Raw genomic sequence first — 19,513 nt, 5'->3', positions numbered from 1 at the left:
TACAATCAATGTCGTCTAAATACGAAAAGAAGCCAGGGGGGCGAAATCATGGGAAGATGGATTCTCTGTTTCAGTATGATATTTCTACTATTAACAGGATGTAGTTCAACAGATGAGCATTCTTCAGAAAGTGCAGATATGGCAGGGTCTGATCATAGTGCTAGTAAAATAGAAGAAGCACCTAATGAAGACAGTCAATTGCAAGGCAGTGAAAGCTCGCAACTCTCGCCTTTGCAAGCTGAACGTAAGGTTGTATTTAACGCAAATCTTTCCTTAACTGTGGAAGATTTACCTCAAGCAACGGATAAACTAAACGAGCTCACTACTTCTTATAAAGGCTATGTTGTAGAAGAGAGCACATATACCGAAGGGGAGTCAGTGCTAGGATCTATGACAGTGCGCATTCCACAAGGTCAGTTCTATGCATTTCTAGATCAAGCTGAATCGATTGGTAAAGGCGTATCACAAAAGTCCATTACTGGAGCTGATGTGACCGAGCAATACATCGACCTTAACTCGAGACTCAAAGCGAAAGAAGCCGTTATGAAGAGACTTCAGGGATTCCTTGATGACGCAACGAAAACCGAAGATCTTCTTTCCATTTCAAATGATCTATCGCGTATACAGGAAGAAATCGAGCAATTGAAGGGACAGATTAACTATTTAGATAATCAAAGTGAATTTTCTACTGTTACTCTCTCACTCGAACAAGAGAAAATCACCGTACCCACTTTTGCAGAGAATGAATTTAGTACGTTTACCGAAGCGAAAAAGCTTTTCATGACAACTGCAAATGGATTATTATCTTTTGGCTCAAAATCAATCGTATTCTTGATCGGTCTTTCCCCAATCTTCCTACCTCTTCTTGCAGTAAGTCTTTTCTTCTATATCCGCTATCGTAAGAAAACGAAAAAAGTCGATCAGAATCTCTGATCGACTTTTCGCTATGCGGCCACGTCTCGCTTCGTAAACAATAGCCAAGATAATAGGAGAAATACAATTAAGTAAACAAAGAGCATCACGACAGAGAATCCTAACGTCATGCTATCTACAATTGGAGAGCCATCGAAATAGACACTCAAATCAGTATTAGCAAACAGGATATATTTCACCCAGTCGTATTGGCTCAGAATGTAGGTTAACTGACTTCCTGAAAACATTAAGAAAATCGCAAGTCCAATCGCAAGGGAAGAGCTTCTAAATATGCTCGACAGCATAAAGGCGAATGTCACCATCATCAGAAGATTAACACTTGCAAGTGCATATTCTATAACAAAGTGCAAAGCCATACTTGCTTCTGTTACTTCTCCATTCGAATAAGTCAAATAAGGTTGATCAATTGATTCAAACCCGAGAAGCAATCCTCCAATGAGGAACGAAGATATGTAAAGGACTACAAGAGAGAGCAGTGCAAACAATAGTGTTGCAATAAATTTTGAAGCTAATATTTTGGTTCGTGATGCAGGTCGAATGAGGAGTAGCTTAATCGTACCCCAAGAGTATTCACTCGCGATAATGCCTGCACCAATGATAATGGTAAAGATGGATATGAAAGTTACAATCTCTGTTGAGTTACTCATGAAATTCCATAAAGACCCTCTCTCGAGAGGTGGAATATTCTCTTTTAATCTGTACTCATTTAGTGCAATCGTGCGCTCCAGGCTATCTTTATATGCTTTAGGCATCCCTTCAGAATCATTTAACGTTTGCTCAGAATCTTGTATCGCATTTTGAGCATTTGTTCGCCAATCGGCTGATTCATCACTACTGTTTAAACTTGTGAAAATCCCTGCTGTTAATACAGCTACAACAACAAGGGCAATCATCACCCAAGTACCCACTCGACGATAAATTTTCATGTTTTCATTTTGAATAAGATTGATCATACTAGACAACTTGTTCACCCCCTGTTACTTCAAGGAAGACGTCTTCCAACGTCTTGACTGAAGACTGAATGCTATAGATCCGAATCCCTTTCTCAACTAGCAACGCAGTCACTTCAGGTATCATTTCGTGCTCCATTTTCATGATCAACTTTCGATCAGAAGGATCAATTTCATGCGTTGGGAATGCCTCTTTTATTGCCTTTACAGCAGACTCAAGAGGATCAATTTCAAATGCTACCATTATAGCTGTATCATTTTGAATGAAGTCATTCACTCGCTGCACATCAACAATCTTTCCTTTCTGAATAATACCAATGCGATCGCACATTAACTCAATTTCAGAAAGCAAATGACTGGAAACGATGACGGCCACATTCTCCTCTCTTGCAAGAGTACGTAAATACTGTCTGATCTCACGAATTCCGGCAGGATCCAGACCATTTGTTGGTTCATCGAGAATAAGAAGCTTTGGTCGATGAAGAAGTGCCTGTGCAAGTCCAAGACGTTGTCTCATTCCAAGCGAGTAGCCCTTTACCTTTTCTTTAATGCGTCCTTCCAGTCCAACGAGTTTAATAACCTCTTGAATTCGCTCTTTCGTTATCCCCTTCATCATTCGAGAATAATGAACGAGATTTTGATAACCTGTAAGGAATTTGTACATTTCAGGATTCTCTACAATTGCTCCAACTTTCACAATCGCATCCTCGAAATTTGTTTTGATACTACTCCCGTCGATCAACACTTCTCCCTCGGTCATGTCCATTAAACCGACCATCATTCGAATTGTCGTCGTCTTACCCGCCCCATTCGGCCCAAGAAAGCCGAATACTTCTCCTGGATAAACATCGAATGACAAATGATCGATAATCGTTTTCTTGCCAATTACTTTTGTTAAGTCACGTATTGACACAATTGGTTCTACTGACATCGTCACACTCCTTCCTCAGTTTGGTAGACTCTTTTCATCCACTCCACTAATCTAATACGATCTTATTTATAATTAGTTTCAATATCTTCCATTTTTATAAAATTTCAATAAAGAAAATTGTATAGAAAGTGATCCATTCCCCCTTTAATTTCGTTAGCTTACTATGATTATGATGAAGATAATGAGATGAATAGATTAAAAGAGGTGAAGATCATGAAGAAGTTCATGTTACTGATTATTGGTGTGATTATCTGGCTTGTACTCGCAGGTTACAACAATAATTATGCCAATACAGAACAAGTCGAGGAAGCGATGAATGAAGTAGTGAAAGAGGCACAGACTTCTGAGGTTAACGTGGAGGAGGTAGAAAAGCCTGACGTATTGTCAGATGAATTTCTTCTTTTAGATTCTCAGAAAGAGAAAATCGAACAAGCTAAGAAAGTTCAAAATACGCAAGAAGGCATCAATCCTGTGAAAGTAGAAATCCCAGCCATTGATGTAAGTGCAAATATTGAGAACGTAGGGATTCTAGACAATGGACAAATGGGCGTTCCTGAAGACATTAGTGAAGTGGGTTGGTTTGAACCTGGATTCAAACCAGGTACAAAAGGAAACTCTGTTCTTGCTGGGCACGTCGATAGTAAGGAAGGACCTGCTATCTTCTTCAATCTAGACAAACTCTCAAAAGGCGATGAAATCATTCTAACGGGCAAAGATGGAGAAAAACTTACTTTTGTCGTAACTGGAAAAGAAAGCTATCCTTATCAGAACTCACCTATTGAGAAAATCTTTGGACCAACAGATTCACGAAGCTTAAATCTCATCACATGTACAGGAACATTCAATCGTTCGGAAGGTACACACGAAGATCGACTTGTTGTATCAACTGTTCTTAAAGAAGATGTACAAGAGAAAGAAGAGAAAGTGAATCCAAACGAAGTGCCAGATGCTCCAACAAACGTGAATGCTAGTGGTAATTTCTTATCATGGCATGCTGTTCGTGATGAAAACGTAGTCGGTTACCGTATCTATAAAGCTGATCAAAACGGATCATATAAGCAAGTTGAAAGCATTTCAAGTATTGAACGAAAAAGCTATACAGACGAAAATGCATCTACTTCTTCTTACTATGTAACAGCCGTTGATATTTTCGGAAATGAGTCTGCTCCTTCTAAGAAATACATTTCTGAGAAACAATGAAATCGTTAATTTAATAGAAGGCATTTACACACATTGCATGATATGGCGTTCTCTATCGAAAAATCTTTGAAAAACAACAATCTTTTAGAAAAGAGCCTAATAGAAACAGACCCGCAAATCGAAGCTAGATTTGCGGGTCTGTTTTTGTCTACCAATAGTTCTAGATACGCAATTAATATATGGGTGGAAGATTCACTGTCACATTAGGACAATCTGACATAAAGTAACAATAAATGAACTTATTATGAAGGAAGTGAATAGATGAAAAAGGGAAAAGGTATTTGTAGTAAATTTGAAGACTTACCACCTGGAACTTTAGTTTCCATAATGGTCAAAGGCTCTTCAAGTATGATGACCTTTACGTTTGAGAGGATTCATAAGAATTGTGTATTCGGTACGTTAGATTCTGGTGCACCAATCGTACTAGATTGTAAATGTATTTGTTCTATCACATTCCCAGAGCCACCACCTTGTACACCAATGGTTACCTTATTTGTTCCTGAAGAAATATCTTGTAGTGGTATGATTAGCGGATGCGTAAGTTGTGGGGGCGAGTTAGTCGCTAACGCTCAAGTTATATTGAGCAGTAACTCTGGGAATGTATCATTTGATCCGAATCCCACTACTACTGACGAGTTTGGAACATTCATGGCACTTGTAATGGTCGACCCTGATACTAATTCACAAAATGCGACGATTACTGCCACAACGACTGTTCAAGGACAAGTCGCTTCCGATACGAAAACAACAGTAATTGATTGTCCACCAGAACCTTGTAGAAATCCAAACATTACGCTTACAATTCCAACTGCGATAGAATGCCAAGCAGAGCTTACTGGAACGGTCACATGTGATGGTGATCCAGTAGAAAATGCAATGGTGAACTTTAGTAGTAATCCTGACATTGTCACGTTTCTTCCTAATCCAGCCACAACTGATGCTAGTGGGAATTTTACAACGACAGCAATGGTGCCAGCTGGAACTGACCCTACAGCAGTTACCATTACAGCAGTAACCATTGTAAATGCTGTCGAAGCCACAACTTCTGAAGATAGCACGGTCTCGTGCCCAGGTGAAGAATGTCCTTGTAAAGTTAGAATTGGAACACAGGATTCTGACACTACAGCCATGATCACCACTAGTGATGGACCATCTACTATAGAGGGACAAATTAACATATCAGCTGTAGAATGTTTCACAGCTGCAACAATGTGTAATCCTGCAGTGGATAATTTCCAAGTTGCTTTCAGCAGACAAGGCACGACAATAAACTTTGTAATGGGAAGACGTACCTCCCTCAGCTGTACGAATGGTACCCAAACTACTATTGAAGGAACAGCTAAAGCTGCTGGAAATGTGTATCCACCTAACACCACATTCATGGTCAAAATCGATCTGATGATCTCAGGACCAACCGCAACCTGGACCGTTATGGCTACTGATGGCGGAAGCAACACATTCTCAACCACATTCATGGATGATGTAACACCTGAGACCTTTATCGGAGATTGTTCTTCTACTCCATAGAACTACCAATGGTTCTATTCTCATAAAGACATCTTGTATTTAGCTAAGTAGTTCAAATGTGGAGTACAATATGTCGAAGGTAATAGAAAATGCCCCACAAATTGCAAGATAATTTGTGGGGCATTTATATATCGTAGCAACGATTCTTATTGTACTTGTATGGTTTTTAAAAATCAGCCAAATTAATGAACACTTAATAGGTAAACTTCAATTTTTCACGCCACTTACTTGTAGCCTAATAACAGAAGATGCAATTGCTGTTCCTATTTGTTCAATATCTCTCCATATAGAGGTAAGAGGAGTGTAATTTAAAGACCTAAAAGAATTTATTCCGTACGTGTTATCACCTAATACCACTGGGAACAGCGTTACTGAAATAACCATAAATATGTATATTACAGCCAGCATTCTTATTAATTCTTTCTACCATTTAAAAGACTTTTTGTATTTAAGTTTTAATGCGAAAATTATCCTCACAGCTATGTAACATATAATTCCAATGACAATAACCACTTCTCCATCAACTAACAAACTTACCAACCATCCTTAATACAGTGAGAATAATGTATTTTAAACCCTTCATCTGATCACTCCACTAGAAATCTTGAATAATGGAAAAAGAAGTATATTCACTCCTTTATTCCAGAAAACTTCCTTATTGGGTAATTGAAATTATTTAAACCTATTCTTGAAAGAAAAGACGTCATTCCTTAGTGCGGAATAACGACTGATTGTTGAAGCAAGTTCTTAAACATTTACGCTACTATGAAATTGCAGAATTGCTCGGAGATAAATGAATATCTACTACTAAAATTTAGTGTAGGAATTATCCTGTAGTATTTTCTCTGACAGTTTGATGTTAACCTTTAAATATTCCGGCAACTCTGTATTAGCAAGAATTTCTGAAGTAGTCATCCAAACAACATCATCTACTTCATCACTGCTTTTAGGATAAGGCTCAATTGACTTATGGTGACATAGAAAAACAATATCAATGACATTGATTCCAGAATCAGTAACAAAAGAAGAACTATTTACGTATTTAAGTCCTGTTACTTCGCAGCCTACTTCTTCAAAAATTTCTCTTTTCAAAGTTCTTTCTAGAATATCAGATGAAAAGCCTTCAAGTTCACATTTTCCACCAACTAGTGTAAGAGTACCTCCAGCGTGTTCTTCCTTTTCACTTCTCAAGATTAAAAGCCATTTACCGTTGCGCTCTATGGCACCTTCTACATTTACTACAAACATAAAACGATCCCCCTAAACATCACTTAATACCAATTATTACTAAAAACCCCATATAACTCAATCTTTTATTTCAGATAAAAGGAGCCCATCTTATTACAGATAAGCTCCGATTTAATTGAAGATGTGGAATTAAAACTTCTTAATTAATTCTATGTCAGCGTAATGATCAGCTCTATATTCATTATCTCCATAAAATCCATTAATCGTATCTAATCCAAGTCCAGTCCAAAATCTAATAGCTGGCCAATTTTTTATTGCTACACTTGCTCGGACCTCTCCAAATTTATACTCTCTTAAAAAACTTAACAATTCACTAATTACTTCTTTCCCTAGTCCTTGTTTGTGATATTCCTTGTCGATGTATAGATAGTTAATATAATAGGTTTCATTCTTCGGATATCCTTGATAGGTGGTAAGTATTCCAACAATAGTATCCGTTTCCTTCACTCTAATCACCTGGATTTTAAACTTGTCTTTGGTTCCATTGGGAGGTAAGTCGCCATCAGTAAAACAGCGATAAGCATATTCATAATCTAGGCTACCGCCGTCCCATTGGTGTATGTATCTCCCTTGTTCATATAACTTTTGAACAATATGAATTTCATTTTCACTAAGATCTTGAATTGTAAGCCTTGCTGTTTCCCACACACTTGGAATTAATTTCATCAGCACTCTTAACTCACTCCTGTATTCTTGAAGATCGTTCTTCAACACTTATGTTGCTATGATATTCCAGAATTGCTCCGAGTTTGCTTAACATCTAATATATCTATAAAGGCATTAATGATGAAGTGGTTAACTCTTCACTTTCTATTACAATTGCGGTTAGTCCAGTATCAGTTTTGGTTTCGTGCCACTCGTCTTTTTCCCAAAATACTGCTTCGCCACAATGAACTTTTATGAATTCATCTGATTCACCTCTAACCAAGCCTTCTCCGTTTACAATTAAAAGAAGCTGAGGTACTACTGCTTGATGATAACCGATTATCCCATTCTCATCTAAGTGCATGCAACCTATATGAGCTGCTTGTTGTGTTTGGGTAATACGAGACATAATAAAATCAGAATCGAATTTCGTAATTTTCTTACCTGTTTCTTTTTTAAATTGGTAAATTTCCATTTAGTACCTCCAAATAGCATCTAGTTTACTACGATACTCCGAATTGCATTGAATATGAAAATTAGAATATTAAGGTTTGATAGCATCAACTATGACAGAAACAAAACCTAATTCTCCTTCTGCATTGCGATGATCAAACCTCTTTGAGCGATAGATGAACCCTTCTTTCTCATCCCAATCATTATAAATAAACTCTCCGTTTTCATTACAATATTCTAGTAAGTTAACTTTATATCCAGCCTCTTCAAACATTGATTTTAACGTTTTATAATTATGTACAATTTTATGACTCGCTGCTGGATGATCACTTGGACCAGGTCCTCCTACTTGTACTACCTGTTGGTAATCTTTATCAGGAAAATAACCATCTGGAACGGCACAACGAATGTAACCACTTGGTTTTAGATAGTTAAAGCAATTTAATGCGGCTGCCTTCCCTTCTTCGTATGTTAAATGCTCCCATACGTGTTCCGCTAAAATAGCCTCTATCGAATTCACTTTAAATCTGCTTTTCCAATGGTTTTCATTAAATAAATTTAATTCTGCTTCTTGAGTTTGAATCCAATCAGGATTATTCGAGTGTTCTCCTGCTCCAATAACAACTTTAATTGATTCTTTTGTTTTAATTGTAGACAACCCCTTTGAAATTAATGAAATATATCACATTCTATACATTTATAGTTAATACCTTTTAATTCCAGTGTTTTTACACAAATTTTGTTATTATCTCGAATTCGAGTCTTCCACAATCCTGCCCTTTAATTGAACACTATAACTTCCACACAACACCTTAATTTTACCATTTCACCACACTGATTAACTTACAATTTTTCTGTACATTTCCATAAATCATTCGTGATGCGATTATATGTTAAAAAAAGTAGTCCATTTAAAAGTACAAATAAAACTTTTGTACTCCTAAACTGAACTACTTTGAACTTCTATATTATTCTATTGGTGTGTTTTCGCAATCACTTCAATTCAGCTAGCCTGTTTCATTTCATACTCTACTAGATAACGATTAAAGTAATCGTCTGTTTCACTCTTAATGACTTTATATAGTAGTAGCAAAGCAATTAAGTTAGGAATCATCATTAGAGCGTTTGCCATGTCGGCGAATGCCCAAACTGTGGTAAGATTCGCGACGGTTCCAACAAAGCAAGCAAGAATATATACCGCTCCGTAGTAAACCGTTACTTTCGTGCCGACCAAGTATTCGAAACATTTATATCCATATACATACCATCCAATAATGGTTGAGAAACCGAAGAAGATGACAGAGAATGTTACGATATACTCTCCGATTAGACCAAGGCTTGATCCGAATGCCGCAGTTGTTAGTGCACCCGCTTCAAGAGTTGGATCATGTACTACACCAGAAAGGTCACCACCTGTTGGATCCCAGAATCCAGTCATGATGAGAACGAGTGCTGTCATTGTACAAACAACGATCGTTACGATAAACGTACCTGTCATCGCAACAAGAGCTTGTCTCACTGGATGTTCTGCTTTTGCATTACCTGCAATAAGGGCTGCCGTACCAAGACCAGCTTCGTTGGAGAAAATTCCTTTCGATACGCCAGATCTTACTGCTTCCATTACAATAACACCAGAAAATCCTCCTACTGCTGAAATAGGTGAAAAAGCATAGGTGAAGATTAATTTCATTGCTGGAATAATTGAATCGACATTTAGGCCAATAATAATGAGTGAACCTACGATATATAAAACAGCCATAATTGGCACAAAGAAACCAGCTACTGAACTGATTCGTTTCACTCCGCCAAATATGATGAGTGCAGTAAGAACTGCAAGTATCACTCCAGTCACCCAACCGTCGATATTGAAGCTTTCATCGACAACACTTGCGATAGTATTGGATTGTACACTGTTCCCAATTCCTAATGAAGCAATCGCACCAAATAATGCAAAGGAGATTGCAAGCCATTTCCATTTTGGGCCAAGTCCTCTTTCGACATAATACATGGGACCCCCCGCATATTCGCCTCTGTCATTTTTCACACGATACTTCATCGCAAGTAGGGCTTCCCCATATTTCGTAGCCATTCCCAGCAACCCTACAATCCACATCCAGAAGATTGCACCAGGTCCGCCAATGGTAATGGCCGTAGCTACACCAGCAATATTACCATTTCCGATTGTAGCAGCAAGTGATGTCATTAACGCTTTATAATTACTTACGTCACCTTCAGCACCACTATCTTCTTCCTTCTCCTTTGAAAAAGCTAGTTTGAACGCATATCCAAGTTTGCGAAATTGAAGTCCTTTAAGGACCATTGTCAGAAATACGCCTGTTCCAAATAACAGAATAAGGCTCGGCGCTCCCCACAGAATAGCATTAATTTTCTCTAGCGATTCTAAGATGTTCATTCTCTCTCTACCCCTTTTTGTTAACGCTTTCAACGATCAACCTTTACCACATTATCATTACTTAGATTTATTCGCAATTTCTATTGAATAAATGATGATATAGTCACTATTTATTTTTTACTATAGTTATGTAGATATGACAATTAGTAACTTTCTCCAAGCGAAAAGAGACTTAATGGGAATCCCATATCCCATCAAGTCTCTCCTGCACTTGCATTATTTCTTATAATTGGCCGAGTGCGTCACTAATGCTCAGGTCACCATTTAGAATTTCAAACGTGCGATGGTACGTATTTTCATTTTCCAGAATTTCAGTTAATACAGCCGCAACATCTTCACGTGGAATTTGACCTGATTTATCTTCAAGGCTTTCTGCAGCTCTAATTTGGCCTGTGCCCGGATCATTAGAAAGGCTACCTGGACGAAGAATTGTGTAATTTAAATTCGTCGCTTTCAAATGCTCATCGGCGCGCTTTTTCGCATATAGATAAGGCTTCATGTTGTCAGGACCTTTTTCAGGATCGTCAGAACCTACTGTACTCAACATAACAAAACGCTTAATTCCCTGCTGTTTCGCTTCGTCGATTGCTTTAATAGCACCTTCCTGATCAATCATAATCGTTTTATCAGCACCTGTATGTGGACCAGATCCGGCTGCAAAAATGACTGCTTCACACCCGTATAACGCTTGAGAGAAATCTTTCTCAAGATCGCCTAATACAGTTTTACCGCCGGCATCTTCAATCGCTTTGACTTGATCTGTATTTCGAATCATACCTACTGGTTCATGGCCACGTTCAGCTAGAGATTTAATTAAATGTGTACCTACTTGTCCGTTTGCTCCGATCACTAGTACTTTCATTAATAATTCCTCCTTTAAAAACCTTCACAACTGTTATATTCCGCAAAATAACTTTTTTAAAACCCCTTGATGTTTTTTTAGTGGATATAACAAGCTCTTAATGTAGAGAGGATTACGCCCAAACTTGATTTCTTCCGTTTTTCTTTGCCAGGTAAAGGTGTTGATCGGCTTGATCAATGGTGAACATTATCGATTGAGTTCGCTCTCGCTCAGCTAGCCCAATTGAAACCGATACCTCTTCAATTGTTTCCCCTTTTTCGGTTGTAAAGAGATGGTTGTTCAATTCGCTTTGGAGTTTTTTCATCCGATTACATGCATCGGATAGCTTCTCAACTTCAATTAGCAAGATAAATTCCTCACCACCATATCTTCCCACGAGCCACTCATCACTCTGTCGAGACAAAAATGATGAAAATTCCTCAAGAACTCGGTCACCATTCAAATGGCCATACGTATCATTAATCACTTTAAAAAAGTCTAAATCAATCATCGCTACGACTTGATTCATCTTGCTTTCTTGTTCTTCAGCTCGCTTAAGGAAACTTCGTAAATTAAGAAGACCCGTTAACGGATCATGCTCTGCATAATAACGAAGTTTTTCACTCATCTCTAAATTCTTTGTACTAGTTTGAATGAAGAAATACATGATCATCGCTGACAGTTGAAACGAGAGAAAGTGAAGCGCGTAAGTAGAGAAGGTGGAATTGGCTCCAAAAATCATTAACCCTAATACTGCATCTGAAATAAGCCATATGCCTGTAAAGTAAATGAACAGGCTCAAATACGAAATAGCATTCATTACTTTTTCTCGAAAGACCAACGTCACAAGTGTGGGAATTACGACTGTATAAAGGAGCTCAACGAAGATAAAATCTCCTGGGAACGCAAATCTTGCAATAAATATAATAAAAAGCACAGAAAGGCCATATTTGTATCCATGATATAAAACAATAAAAACTAACGGAATTGTTCTTAAATCAAAGCGATATCCATTCAACGTTACAGGAAGCATAAATAATACGATAATGCCTACAACTACAATTAAAACATGGAGTATTGCAACAAATCGATCCGGCAAATGTTTGCGAAATGCAATATAATATACGCTTTGAATACATAGATGCATAAACAAAAGAATCGAGAAATTAGCCAACAATGATTGCATCATATCTTTCACTTCCACTCTATTTTCCCTTTACTCTACCATCAATCCAACAAATGATACACATCAAATGAACCAGATGAATGTGCTACATTTTCTAGAAAGCATGTGAGGTTGTTCCACCGTCTATTACTAAGTTTTGCCCTGTTGTGTAAGTTGAATATGGGGAAGCAAGATAAAGCACAGCTGGAATTAATTCTTCTAACTGCCCAATCCGATGCATCGGGTTACTTCCATTAATTTTGTTTACTAAGATGTTGTTTTCAAGTGCTTTTTCATTAAATGGCGTTCTAATAAACCCAGGACTAATAGCATTAACGGTAATGCCAAGTGGTGACAACTCCTGCGCCAGCTGCTTTGTTAATTGCACAACTGCAGCTTTACTAGGTCCATAAGGAGTAGAGAAAGGCAACCCAACCTCACTAGCCATGGAAGCAATGTTAATCACCCTTGTCCCTTCACCTTCTTTCAAATCAGGTAGCACCGCACGTGTCATCATATATACGGATTTAGCATTCGTTGACATTACTTCATCCCATTCATGTGGTTCAAGCTCTTCAATCGTTTTCCGAATCGTCTTGCCAGCGTTGTTCACAAGAATATGGATTACCCCAATTGTGTGATGAATTGTCTTTATGACGTCATTGATGCTCTCTTCATCTGTTACGTCCCCTACAACTGTATATACGTTCCGATTTGTTTCCCTATTTATTTCACTCGCTGCTTCATCAAGCACACTTTTGGTCCGACCAACGATGGCAACGGTAGCACCTGCTTCTGATAAAGCAAGCGCGATTGTTTTACCAATTCCTCTTCCTCCACCAGTTACAACTGCCACTTTATTTGATAAATCAAAGTAACGCATGTTCAGTTCCTCCTTTTACACTCTCTACACTATCTAATTCTACCCATTCCCTCCATCTGAATGCTTATGACTCCAATAAAAGAAAGTGCTTTCATATAATTACGACATTTTTTTCTGAAATTTATTTGGCATTATAAAGGTTTTTGCGGTAATTTGTTAGAATATTTAGTATTAATGTACATAAAAGGAGGAGTTTGTATTGGAAGCAGCATTAAATACAATAAGTGGATTTGTGTGGGGGTGGCCGTTGCTCATCTTGCTTGTAGGAACGGGTGTTTACCTCACCATACGTCTTGGTTTTCTTCAAATCACGATGCTTCCATATGCTTTAAAGCAAGCATTCTCGAAGCGACAGGATAAGACGTCTGAAGGAGATATATCACACTTCCAGGCGCTCATGACAGCACTAGCAGCAACGATCGGAACAGGGAATATCGCTGGTGTCGCAACAGCTGTTTTTGTTGGTGGTCCTGGTGCCGTTCTTTGGATGTGGATTAGTGCTCTCTTCGGAATGGCAACGAAATATGCAGAAGCCATACTAGCTGTTAAGTATCGTTCGGTTAACTCGAAAGGTGAAATGTCAGGTGGCCCGATGTACTACCTCGATAAGGGTCTAAACATGAAGTGGCTTGGTATGACCTTTGCCTTTTTTGGAGCTTTTGCTGCATTTGGGATTGGTAATATGGTGCAGTCTAACTCTGTTGCGGATGCAGTCGAGACATTTGGTATTGCGCCATGGATTACTGGCCTTGTACTAATGATCTTCACCGGCATGGTTATTCTAGGTGGTATTAAAAGCATCGGAAAAGTAACAGCTTTCTTCGTTCCAATTATGGCTTTATTCTATGTAGTCGGTGGATTAGTCGTTATTTTCATGAACCTTGATTTAGTTCCTGCAGCAGTATCTCTCATTTTCTCTGATGCCTTTACAGGCGAGGCTGTAGCAGGTGGTGCAATCGGTGCCGTTATCCGTTTTGGTGTAGCACGAGGCGTATTTTCGAATGAAGCTGGTCTGGGATCCGCTCCAATTGCAGCCGCTGCTGCGAAAACAGACTATCCTGGGCGTCAAGCACTTGTTTCCATGACACAAGTATTTATTGATACAATTGTTGTCTGTTCCATCACGGGAATTGCGCTTGTTATGGGTGGCCTTTACAAGGGAGATTTGAATGGTGCTGCCTTAACGACAGCCACTTTCGAGAAATTCCTAGGTGTTCCAGGCGCACTTATTGTAACAATCGGACTTATCCTTTTTGCTTACTCTACTGTTCTTGGCTGGTCTTATTATGGTGAGAAGTGTTTCTCTTATCTTTTTGGAGACGCATCAATTAAATACTATCGCTATGTGTTCGTCCTTGCTGTATTTGTAGGTACGACACTGAAGTTAAACGTTGTCTGGCTACTTGCCGATATCTTTAACGGCTTAATGGCTCTACCAAACTTAATCGGTCTTCTCGGACTATCCGGAGTAGTCGTAGCCGAAACAAAACGATTTATGGAGAAAGTTAAAGAAGAGAAACGCGCATCACAATCAACTGGCGTATCGAACTAAAAGCATTACAAAAGAAAGACGATGCATCCATTTATACTGGAGGCATCGTCTTTTTTTAAAAGGCTCTTTTCGTATATATTGTTGCTATAAGAGTGGGTGAATTTCCGCTCCAGGATGCTCGCTTTCCGCGGGGCGGGCGGTTCCTCGTCGCTTACGCTCCTGTGGGGTCTCACCTGTCCCGCTAGTCCCGCAGGAGTCGAGCATCCTTCCGCTCCAATCCTAAGTATGGTTTTTTCACTTATTTTTTCAAAAGCAACAATCTTTTAGAAGGAGCCTTTCTTTAATTAGATGATGGTTTTACGTTTATTTAAACCGTTAACGAACTACGAAACCCCCTGGCTGCGTAGTAAGATTCTGCACCATTGTGATAGACGAAGACGTGACCGAATCGACGATCGCAAAAAAGTGCCCCGCCAAGTGTTCTAATATCATCCGGTGTCTGCACCCAACTCGACGTTTTCATATCGAATTCCCCAAGTTTCTGCAAAGCTCGATAGTGTTCTTCAGTCAAAAGTTCAACACCCATGGACGTTGCCATATCAACAGCGCTATGTTCAGGTTTGAATTTCTTTCTTGATTCTAGCGCTTTACGATCGTAACAAACACTTCTGCGACCTTTAGGACTTTCTGCTGAACAATCAAAAAAAGTGTATTCGTCTTTCTTTTCATCATAAGCCACAACGTCCGGTTCGCCGCCGGTTATCTCCATCTCATTGAGCGACCAAAGTTTCTCAGGTTGATCGTTCAATTTTGGATGAATATTAGCCCACTTAAGATCTTCATGGCGATTCATGTTTTTCTCAAAACGTCCTTTTAATAGTCTCAGTAATTCTTCAGTTTCCTCTGATGCCAATGCTTTTTTATTTCCGGTTTTATTAGTCATAATCGCCCTCCTATATTTATATAAAAGATATGGCAAAGATTACATGCTATACAATTACATCCTTAACGCACTTCAACTGGATTAGTATTCTTTATATCTTCTTCCTTTAAGCTTTATATACCTCCAAACGGATTAACTATTTCCTACCAAGTCTACAGTTAAAGTTGGTACACTTCTAATGAAGAAAAGTATGCAATGTGGTATAAGAATTGAAGGTCTAGCTCAAACCATCTAATTATACAACCGTGATCAAAAAACATTTATTTACAACTCACCAGCACCTCATTCAGAACTAAAAAGTCCACCGTTTTTTAACGGTGGATCAATGTGTGAACGTTATGCTGCGCAACAAGAAAGTTTGGAAACATCCAAATCAATGAAACTAGATTTCTATCTCTCATCTAACTGACCTTTTATCCTTCCACTTATAGCCGATTCCCCAGATCGTTATCAAATGCTCCTCAATCTGAAAGCCAGATTGACGACATTTCTCTCTAAGATTTCGAATATGGGAATCAATCGTACGGCCTTCAGTATTGGATTCAAATCCCCATATCAGTTGTATCAGGTGCTCTCTGCTGAATACTTTATCAGGATTTCTCATAAAAAGGCCAAGAAGGTTAAATTCGATTGGTGTCATTGTAATCGTTTTTCCCTTATAAGAAACCCTGTGCTTGTCCATTTCCCACTTTAATCCATTCATGACTTGCATGTTTTTGTCTACCTGATGAATACGCCTCGTAATCGCTTCTATCCTTGCAAGGAGGACTTCTTCATCGAATGGCTTCGTTATGTAATCATCTGCTCCAAGCTTTAGTCCTTTTACAATTTCGTTCGATTGATCTCTAGCTGTTAGCATAATAATAGGGATATCAGACATACTACGAATCTCTTTACAGGTTGCCCACCCATCCAATTCTGGCATCATAACATCTAGTAGAACAAGATCCACTTTCTCTGTTTGTATTTTCTCTATTGCTTCAAACCCTGTGCTTGCTTTATAGACCTTATAGCCATGTGGCATTAAGAACAGAGAAATTAGATCTACCATCCGTTCCTCATCATCTACGATTAAGACACTTTGCATATTACTCAACTCCTGGAATCACAATTTGTACCGTCGTTCCTTTTCCAACCCTACTTTTAGCAGAAATCGTTCCATGATGCTTTTCAATAATATCCTTTGCAATGGCAAGACCAAGTCCTGATCCCCCATATTTACGAGACCTAGATTTGTCTACACGATAAAGACGATCAAAGATATATGGAAGATCTTGTTCTGGAATTCCTTCTCCTTCATCAATAACGTCTATTTTTACCTCATTCTCGATTTGGACTGCTTCAATACGAACGGTTTTTCCTGCTCCTGAATAATGGAGGGCGTTGTCCAAAAGGTTAAGCAAAACTTGAGAAAATCTATCGGAATCAACTGAAATCGTGATATCATTTTCACAATTTGTATATAGGGATAAACCTTTGTTTTCGAATGCAGGCTTCACTTTTTCTCTTACTTCATCAATTAATGGACAAAGCTTAATGTTCTCACGTTCGATGGAAAACCCTTTTTGGTCCATCTTTGCCATATCAAATAAGTCTTTCACTAAATTCGTAAGGTTTTGGGATTCTTCTTTAATAATCGTCAAGTACCTGCTTCGATCTTCAGGAGAAAGATTCTCTCTTTTAGCAATTTCCGCGTAACCGCTTAAATAGGTTAAAGGGGTTCTCAACTCATGAGAAATACTTGCTAGAAAATCACTTCGCTCGTTTTTCAAACGAAGCAAGTCATTTGATAAACGTTGAATCGCTCTAGCCAATTCTCCTAATTCATCATTTCTATTTTCTTTTAAAGAAACATCATGCTCACCACTGCTCATTTTCTGTGTAGCTTCCTTCATATGAATGAGAGGTTTCGTAATAATTCTAGACAAGTAGATTATTGTAATAATTGTGAGAAACAATGCAAGACCCATGACAATCAAGAATTGAGACGTCAATCTGTCACGAACATCTCTGATTCCAGAAGTGTCCAGAAACATATAGACATATCCGACTTGCTCCCCTTTTATTTTCACAGGTGAAATTGAAGAAATGAAAGGCGCTTTCCCCCAATCGCCTTCAATAATCCCACCATCTACCACAGTACTATTAACTGATTCAATGGTATTTTCTATTTCTGAAGTCATTTCATTAGAGTGTGAGAGAACATTGTTTCTTGTATCGGTTATGACAACCTGTGTTTCAGCTTCAGACTCCATTAGCGCAACGTGCTCTCTCGTACTTCGATCGAAATGTTTCTCAAGAACATCTCGGTGACTGTTCCCACGAGCAATCAATGCATCCGTCTCCACCATCACTCGCTCATTTAAAAAGCCAAAATAGAGCACCACAAAAAGAATTCCTTCTAATAGCATGATACTCGTAAGAAATAACACACCTAACTTTGTCGCTAATTTATTCTTTCTTTTGAATCCCATACTAAACCCCTTTTACGATTTATCCTATCACTAGTATATCGAGAAATTGTGCATGTCGCTTCATTTATCACCATCTGCTATAACATTAAAAAAGCTACAACATCGTTGTAGCTTTCTCTTTAAGTAGGTATTTTATTATGATACTAGTTTTTTACACTCTTCCGCACATTTGAAACAAGCGTCTGCGCATTTCTGGCAGTGTGTATGATCGTGTTTCTTACACTCGTTACCACATGCTTCACAGATTGCTGCACAAGCCTGAGCAAGTTCTGCGGCAAAAGGGGTCCCTCTGACTAATGCTTGTTCAAGGAATCCACAAATATCTGCACATTCTCGATCAAGACGGATGCATTCAGCCATCATCTTAACATCATCTTCTTTTAAACAAGAATCATAACAATGGTTACAAGCAGTCATGCACTCATGAAGCGTTTCAATAATGGATCCATATTTTTCGTGCGACATAACTAAACTCCTCCTATTTATTATTGTTTACATTGTAGTATTTTGCCAAGAATGATCTAATTAAAACGGATAATTTAAATAAAGTTACTTCATGATAAATTTCACATTCACTGCACATTTTCTCGACAAACTAGGGGTAATCTAATATGTTACGCCGTTGAAGTACTTGATGAACTCTTGTTTAAATGTGTATTTAAAACCAGTAAGTGATGGCATCTACTATTCCGATTGTAACAAGAATTATTCCAGCGATTTTCTGAAGAACAGAACCAACTTTCCTGCCTTTCTTTAAGAACGCTCCACTTAAACCGAAATACCAGATTAAGAACATCGCAGTAATAAAAGGCAGCGACGTCCCTATTGCAAAAGTAGCCGGTAGAACTGCACCATACGGACTTGCCAGAGTAAGAGGCATCAGTAGTATAAAAAACAATGAAAACATAGTAGGACAAAACCCTAACGAAAAGCTTCCTCCCATAAGAAAAGCTCCCCATTTCCCCTTCTTCAGAAACCTTTCTGGAACTTCACCAAGATTTACACTCCAGTTCATTTTGAATACCCCAAGTAAATATAGTCCTATTAAAACAACAAGAGGCCCGAAGAATTTCCTTGCTACTGGTAAAATCTTTGTAAGACTTTGTTGAAACTCTTGACCTAGGATCCAAACGATTAACCCCAGGGTAGAGAAAACAACGATTTTACCTAGAATAAAGCAAACTACTTCGCTCCAGACAATGCCTTTTTGAAATGAACGATTTCCATAGAACGTAATCGCGCCAATATTGCCTGTGAATTGGCATGGTGCAGTCGCTCCAAGCACTCCAAGAATGAATGCTGATAACAAAGGAATTGAGTTTGTCTGGTATGCAAGTGTAGTCAAAGGCCCACTAAGCATTTGACTTAATGAATTAAACACATCATACATAGTAAGACTCCTTACTTCAGACTTA

At 38.5% G+C, this 19,513-nt stretch carries 19 protein-coding genes; 4 read left to right on the top strand and 15 right to left on the bottom strand.

All coding sequences use genetic code 11. From position 1 onward, the window contains the following. The first annotated feature begins 48 nt into the window (after window positions 1–48). Window positions 49–933 carry a DUF4349 domain-containing protein gene (locus tag AB986_RS14450; protein ID WP_048311869.1) on the top strand — a complete coding sequence of 295 codons (885 nt, stop codon included), beginning with the start codon at window positions 49–51 and terminating at the stop codon, window positions 931–933. An 11-nt stretch (window positions 934–944) separates the two neighbouring features. On the opposite strand, the gene AB986_RS14445 is transcribed toward AB986_RS14450, so the two are convergent. Then, window positions 945–1,886: an ABC transporter permease subunit gene (locus AB986_RS14445; RefSeq protein WP_048312904.1), complete on the bottom strand. Its 942-nt coding sequence runs from the start codon at window positions 1,884–1,886 to the stop codon at window positions 945–947. Between the two features lies 1 nt (window position 1,887). Further along, a complete protein-coding gene (locus tag AB986_RS14440) occupies window positions 1,888–2,814 on the bottom strand; it encodes an ABC transporter ATP-binding protein (RefSeq protein ID WP_048311867.1) in 927 nt (308 codons plus the stop codon). 213 nt (window positions 2,815–3,027) lie between these two features. Here AB986_RS14440 and AB986_RS14435 point away from each other — a divergent pair, with 213 nt between their 5' ends. Next, on the top strand, window positions 3,028–4,014 hold the full coding sequence (locus tag AB986_RS14435; RefSeq protein WP_048311865.1) for a class F sortase: 987 nt from the start codon (window positions 3,028–3,030) through the stop codon (window positions 4,012–4,014). A gap of 261 nt (window positions 4,015–4,275) precedes the next feature. Continuing rightward, entirely contained in the window at window positions 4,276–5,541 is a 1,266-nt protein-coding gene (locus AB986_RS21260) for a hypothetical protein (RefSeq protein ID WP_053216201.1), read from the top strand. 807 nt (window positions 5,542–6,348) lie between these two features. Here the strand turns inward: AB986_RS21260 and AB986_RS14425 are convergent. From AB986_RS14425 to AB986_RS14390, 8 genes are all read right to left on the bottom strand, one after another. After that, on the bottom strand, window positions 6,349–6,789 hold the full coding sequence (locus AB986_RS14425; RefSeq protein WP_048311864.1) for an NUDIX domain-containing protein: 441 nt from the start codon (window positions 6,787–6,789) through the stop codon (window positions 6,349–6,351). A gap of 129 nt (window positions 6,790–6,918) precedes the next feature. After that, complete coding sequence (locus tag AB986_RS14420; protein ID WP_048312902.1) at window positions 6,919–7,455, bottom strand: GNAT family N-acetyltransferase; 537 nt, start codon at window positions 7,453–7,455, stop codon at window positions 6,919–6,921. A 103-nt stretch (window positions 7,456–7,558) separates the two neighbouring features. Further along, window positions 7,559–7,909, bottom strand: coding sequence for a hypothetical protein (locus tag AB986_RS14415; protein WP_048311863.1), 351 nt, complete (start codon window positions 7,907–7,909; stop codon window positions 7,559–7,561). A 69-nt stretch (window positions 7,910–7,978) separates the two neighbouring features. Then, complete coding sequence (locus tag AB986_RS14410; protein ID WP_048312901.1) at window positions 7,979–8,536, bottom strand: class I SAM-dependent methyltransferase; 558 nt, start codon at window positions 8,534–8,536, stop codon at window positions 7,979–7,981. Between the two features lie 354 nt (window positions 8,537–8,890). Beyond that, window positions 8,891–10,300 carry an alanine/glycine:cation symporter family protein gene (locus AB986_RS14405; RefSeq protein WP_169525658.1) on the bottom strand — a complete coding sequence of 470 codons (1,410 nt, stop codon included), beginning with the start codon at window positions 10,298–10,300 and terminating at the stop codon, window positions 8,891–8,893. Window positions 10,301–10,523: 223 nt separating this feature from the next. Beyond that, on the bottom strand, window positions 10,524–11,162 hold the full coding sequence (locus AB986_RS14400) for an SDR family oxidoreductase (RefSeq protein ID WP_048311861.1): 639 nt from the start codon (window positions 11,160–11,162) through the stop codon (window positions 10,524–10,526). A gap of 112 nt (window positions 11,163–11,274) precedes the next feature. Next, on the bottom strand, window positions 11,275–12,345 hold the full coding sequence (locus AB986_RS14395) for a GGDEF domain-containing protein (protein WP_048311859.1): 1,071 nt from the start codon (window positions 12,343–12,345) through the stop codon (window positions 11,275–11,277). Between the two features lie 76 nt (window positions 12,346–12,421). Continuing rightward, window positions 12,422–13,189 carry an SDR family NAD(P)-dependent oxidoreductase gene (locus tag AB986_RS14390; protein ID WP_053216199.1) on the bottom strand — a complete coding sequence of 256 codons (768 nt, stop codon included), beginning with the start codon at window positions 13,187–13,189 and terminating at the stop codon, window positions 12,422–12,424. 199 nt (window positions 13,190–13,388) lie between these two features. On the opposite strand from AB986_RS14390, the gene AB986_RS14385 reads away from it, so the two are divergent. Continuing rightward, on the top strand, window positions 13,389–14,741 hold the full coding sequence (locus AB986_RS14385; RefSeq protein WP_048311857.1) for an alanine/glycine:cation symporter family protein: 1,353 nt from the start codon (window positions 13,389–13,391) through the stop codon (window positions 14,739–14,741). 307 nt (window positions 14,742–15,048) lie between these two features. Here AB986_RS14385 and AB986_RS14380 read toward each other — a convergent pair whose 3' ends face one another. From AB986_RS14380 to AB986_RS14360, 5 genes are all read right to left on the bottom strand, one after another. Next, window positions 15,049–15,624, bottom strand: a complete 576-nt coding sequence (locus AB986_RS14380) for a DUF4256 domain-containing protein (RefSeq protein WP_048311856.1) — start codon at window positions 15,622–15,624, stop codon at window positions 15,049–15,051. Window positions 15,625–16,021: 397 nt separating this feature from the next. After that, entirely contained in the window at window positions 16,022–16,711 is a 690-nt protein-coding gene (locus AB986_RS14375; protein WP_048311855.1) for a response regulator transcription factor, read from the bottom strand. Window position 16,712: 1 nt separating this feature from the next. Next, window positions 16,713–18,098 (bottom strand): sensor histidine kinase, encoded by a 1,386-nt coding sequence (locus tag AB986_RS14370; protein WP_048311854.1) that lies wholly within the window; start codon window positions 18,096–18,098, stop codon window positions 16,713–16,715. Window positions 18,099–18,233: 135 nt separating this feature from the next. Beyond that, a complete protein-coding gene (locus tag AB986_RS14365) occupies window positions 18,234–18,563 on the bottom strand; it encodes a four-helix bundle copper-binding protein (protein WP_048311853.1) in 330 nt (109 codons plus the stop codon). Between the two features lie 193 nt (window positions 18,564–18,756). Beyond that, the gene (locus tag AB986_RS14360) at window positions 18,757–19,488 is read right to left on the bottom strand and encodes an urease accessory protein UreH domain-containing protein (RefSeq protein ID WP_048311852.1); all 732 of its coding nucleotides are present in this window, start codon (window positions 19,486–19,488) and stop codon (window positions 18,757–18,759) included. Between the last annotated feature and the right edge of the window lie 25 nt (window positions 19,489–19,513).

The organism is Guptibacillus hwajinpoensis (assembly GCF_001039475.1).
GTDB lineage: Bacteria > Bacillota > Bacilli > Bacillales > Guptibacillaceae > Guptibacillus > Guptibacillus hwajinpoensis.
The sequence above is the reverse complement of the archived record's forward strand: the minus strand, read 5'-3'. Positions and strand labels throughout refer to the sequence as shown.

Bases quoted from the DNA above. Each gene is read 5' to 3' on its own strand.
- AB986_RS14450 (WP_048311869.1), top strand. From the start codon at position 49: ATGGGAAGATGGATTCTCTGTTTCAGTATGATATTTCTACTATTAACA.
- AB986_RS14445 (WP_048312904.1), bottom strand. From the start codon at position 1,886: ATGATCAATCTTATTCAAAATGAAAACATGAAAATTTATCGTCGAGTG.
- AB986_RS14440 (WP_048311867.1), bottom strand. From the start codon at position 2,814: ATGTCAGTAGAACCAATTGTGTCAATACGTGACTTAACAAAAGTAATT.
- AB986_RS14435 (WP_048311865.1), top strand. From the start codon at position 3,028: ATGAAGAAGTTCATGTTACTGATTATTGGTGTGATTATCTGGCTTGTA.
- AB986_RS21260 (WP_053216201.1), top strand. From the start codon at position 4,276: ATGAAAAAGGGAAAAGGTATTTGTAGTAAATTTGAAGACTTACCACCT.
- AB986_RS14425 (WP_048311864.1), bottom strand. From the start codon at position 6,789: ATGTTTGTAGTAAATGTAGAAGGTGCCATAGAGCGCAACGGTAAATGG.
- AB986_RS14420 (WP_048312902.1), bottom strand. From the start codon at position 7,455: ATGAAATTAATTCCAAGTGTGTGGGAAACAGCAAGGCTTACAATTCAA.
- AB986_RS14415 (WP_048311863.1), bottom strand. From the start codon at position 7,909: ATGGAAATTTACCAATTTAAAAAAGAAACAGGTAAGAAAATTACGAAA.
- AB986_RS14405 (WP_169525658.1), bottom strand. From the start codon at position 10,300: ATGAACATCTTAGAATCGCTAGAGAAAATTAATGCTATTCTGTGGGGA.
- AB986_RS14400 (WP_048311861.1), bottom strand. From the start codon at position 11,162: ATGAAAGTACTAGTGATCGGAGCAAACGGACAAGTAGGTACACATTTA.
- AB986_RS14390 (WP_053216199.1), bottom strand. From the start codon at position 13,189: ATGCGTTACTTTGATTTATCAAATAAAGTGGCAGTTGTAACTGGTGGA.
- AB986_RS14380 (WP_048311856.1), bottom strand. From the start codon at position 15,624: ATGACTAATAAAACCGGAAATAAAAAAGCATTGGCATCAGAGGAAACT.
- AB986_RS14375 (WP_048311855.1), bottom strand. From the start codon at position 16,711: ATGCAAAGTGTCTTAATCGTAGATGATGAGGAACGGATGGTAGATCTA.
- AB986_RS14370 (WP_048311854.1), bottom strand. From the start codon at position 18,098: ATGGGATTCAAAAGAAAGAATAAATTAGCGACAAAGTTAGGTGTGTTA.
- AB986_RS14365 (WP_048311853.1), bottom strand. From the start codon at position 18,563: ATGTCGCACGAAAAATATGGATCCATTATTGAAACGCTTCATGAGTGC.
- AB986_RS14360 (WP_048311852.1), bottom strand. From the start codon at position 19,488: ATGTATGATGTGTTTAATTCATTAAGTCAAATGCTTAGTGGGCCTTTG.